Here is a 2,772-nt window from a genome sequence, read left to right on the forward strand (position 1 = left end):
GAGGCTTTAAACCACAATTATTTAATTAACAATTAATAATTAATAATTCGGTAAACAAATTTGTATTTCACAAGTTATATAGACAAATTTTCATTTTTATTACCTAGCATCCATACCCAGATAAAATTTATCAGCTTTCAAAATTAAATATCAGTTTGAGCAGAAGAAGAAACAAAATTAGGCAAAGACATCCACAACCTTTGAGCAGAATCATAACACTGCCAATTCTCATCTTGATCCAAATAACATACCAAAACCCTGTCACTATTAAAGTGAGAAAAATGATCTGCAAAACATAAAAAAGGATAAGTCTTACGACTTAATCGTTTAGCAACAGCTAGATTTGGACATTCAATCACAAAAACAGTTTCTCCATCTAAATAAGTAAGAGAAAAAATACACTTGCGTAGAATAGCCCTCAGCCAACTTTCTGTATGGTCAAAATATCTATCTATAAGTTGATTTGTCAAAGCTTTTTCTAAAGAACGATCCAAAGAATCGTGATTTTTTAGGTAATCCATATTCAAGTCTGAACCTCAAATTGCAATTGCTTTGTCTTATCTGTCAACATAATAAATATAAACCTTTAAATGCCAGAATCCAAACTGGCTTATTGTTACTAAATTATCAAATTTTAATCATGCCTACCTATACCGGAATTTCTAGTGAAGCTTTTCGTCATCCTCTAGATCGTCAAGCTGAAGATGCTTTACGCAGTGTGCCAGGATTTGACTTAGTTGCTAGTAAATTCGTAGAATTTGTTTATGAACGCCCACAATATGTTTATTTAATGGGAAATGGAATTCAAGTTGGACCTCGTCAATATGCCAGTATTTATCAGATATTTAGAGGATGTGTCAGAGACTTAGATATACTGCCTGAACCTACCTTATTCGTTTCTCAAAATCCTCAAGTAAATAGTTATTCCCTGGGAAAAGAGCAACCTGTAATTGTTTTAAATACTGGTCTTTTAGACTTATTAAATGAAGCAGAATTAAAAACCGTACTAGCTCACGAATTAGGACATATTAAGTGTGGCCATCCAATCTTAAATCAGATGGCAATTTGGGCAATGGGTGTTGCTTCAGCAATTGGAGAAGTAACATTTGGTTTAGGTAATTTGGTCAGCAGTGGATTAATTTATGCTTTCTACGAGTGGCGACGCAAAGCTGAATTATCAGCAGATCGGGCAGCTCTTTTAGTCATGGATGACCTAAATTTAGTCATGCAAACCATGATGAAGTTGGCTGGAATGAGTAGCAAGTATGCCAACGAGTGTAGTTTACAAGAATTTCTTCATCAGTCCGATAATTATCAAGACCTAGACCAAGATGGTCTGAATCAAGTGTATAAGTTTTTGCTTTACAATGGTGGTCAGGGTGTAATGTTGAGTCATCCTTTCCCAGTAGAGCGACTGCGCTATTTGCAAAATTGGGCAAATTCTGCGGAATATCGTCAAATTTATGCTGGTAACTATAAACGTGCTACTACGGAGGGTGCTGTAGAGGTGGAAGTAGACTCTTCAGAGAATGAAGCAGAAGCTTTGCGCCGTGAAATTCAGGAGCTAAAACAGGAAATTAATCGGATCAAATCAAAATAAGCTTTTCTAGACCTAGTTTTTTTGTTTTGTATAGATGTGGGAGCATTAGGAAAAGTACCTCAGCTTATATTACCCAACTCCTAGATTTTTTCCGGAAAGTAGCTTGCACTGAGATGTAGTTAAAAATATAACGACTGTAGAAATGTATTAATATATTCCTTCGTAAGTAAATAAAACTTACCTATTATTTTCTTTATTCAAACTATACAAAATGAGCGGGAATTTCTAACTATGTTACAAGATAAAAAAAGCAACGGCTACAACAAACCACTTCTATCTTGGGGTCTGAGCAAAGCAGGAGTTATTGCTCTGACAGTAGGAGCTACAGTAATGGGATTTACTAATCCTCCTAGAGATGAGTATGTTAATTATGCTTCTAATAAACTAGCAACTGAGATTAGAGAATCTGTTTGTAAAGAATCTAAAGTACCAGATTTTTTGAGTGATTTTACAGGTGATTTAGTTAAGAGTTGTGAAAAGCTAATTAAGAGTCAAAGAACTACGATTAAAGAATTAATGGATAATGCTACTCAGCGTCAAAATTTAATCTTATTCAGTTTTTATACTACTGAATTTCGTGGTAATAGATATCAGACTATTGGTGCAGTAGGGAATTTTCTTACATTTCCACCACAGAAAATTGATAAAAGCTAATTAAAATTAATGCTAATTCAGCAAATTTTGTAGGGATGTGTTATTGAACATCCCTACATTCTTTTTCGCAGATATATACCAAATGGCGAACTAACTATAAGCTATCCACGGGACGCTACTCCCAATTTTGTCAATACTCATGCCAGGCTGAATAAATTTGTCGGAAACTGGCAAAATGTCGATCGCAATACACGGGGAATCACTCAATTAGCTATTAGACAAAAGGGAAACTCTCTTGGCGTTCATAGCTGGGGTTCTTGTCATCCTAGGGATTGCGTGGTGAAACTACTGTAGCTTTCCAAGGGAACCCATTCATTAATTGATAATGGATAATTGATAATTACCTCTGGTTAAAACCGTTCGGGAATTGAATATAAGGAAATATTATTTCTTTTCTCTTGGTCGATTGGATATGGCGTTTCGCTGCGCGACATGAAAAGCGTTAGCGGCTCTGCAAGAGCGGGAAACCTCGCCATCCCATCCTTCGGAATGCTCCGCAAACGACCGCTCTCTTGGTC

The 2,772-nt window shown here is 35.8% G+C and carries 3 protein-coding genes; 2 read left to right on the plus strand and 1 reads right to left on the minus strand.

The genetic code is table 11. The features are described from left to right. Positions 1 to 143 precede the first annotated feature (143 nt). Positions 144 to 521: a hypothetical protein gene (locus tag ACP6PL_RS30180; RefSeq protein WP_426549063.1), complete on the minus strand. Its 378-nt coding sequence runs from the start codon at positions 519 to 521 to the stop codon at positions 144 to 146. A 119-nt stretch (positions 522 to 640) separates the two neighbouring features. On the opposite strand from ACP6PL_RS30180, the gene ACP6PL_RS30185 reads away from it, so the two are divergent. Both ACP6PL_RS30185 and ACP6PL_RS30190 read left to right on the plus strand, forming a co-directional pair. After that, a complete protein-coding gene (locus ACP6PL_RS30185; RefSeq protein WP_426549064.1) occupies positions 641 to 1,600 on the plus strand; it encodes a M48 family metallopeptidase in 960 nt (319 codons plus the stop codon). A 231-nt stretch (positions 1,601 to 1,831) separates the two neighbouring features. Beyond that, entirely contained in the window at positions 1,832 to 2,254 is a 423-nt protein-coding gene (locus ACP6PL_RS30190; RefSeq protein ID WP_426549065.1) for a DUF4359 domain-containing protein, read from the plus strand. The last annotated feature ends 518 nt before the right edge of the window (positions 2,255 to 2,772 follow it).

The sequence above is a fragment of the Dapis purpurea BLCC-M126 genome (assembly GCF_050015975.1).
Classification (GTDB): domain Bacteria; phylum Cyanobacteriota; class Cyanobacteriia; order Cyanobacteriales; family Microcoleaceae; genus Trichodesmium.

Bases quoted from the DNA above. Each gene is read 5' to 3' on its own strand.
- ACP6PL_RS30185 (WP_426549064.1), top strand. From the start codon at position 641: ATGCCTACCTATACCGGAATTTCTAGTGAAGCTTTTCGTCATCCTCTA.
- ACP6PL_RS30180 (WP_426549063.1), bottom strand. From the start codon at position 521: ATGGATTACCTAAAAAATCACGATTCTTTGGATCGTTCTTTAGAAAAA.
- ACP6PL_RS30190 (WP_426549065.1), top strand. From the start codon at position 1,832: ATGTTACAAGATAAAAAAAGCAACGGCTACAACAAACCACTTCTATCT.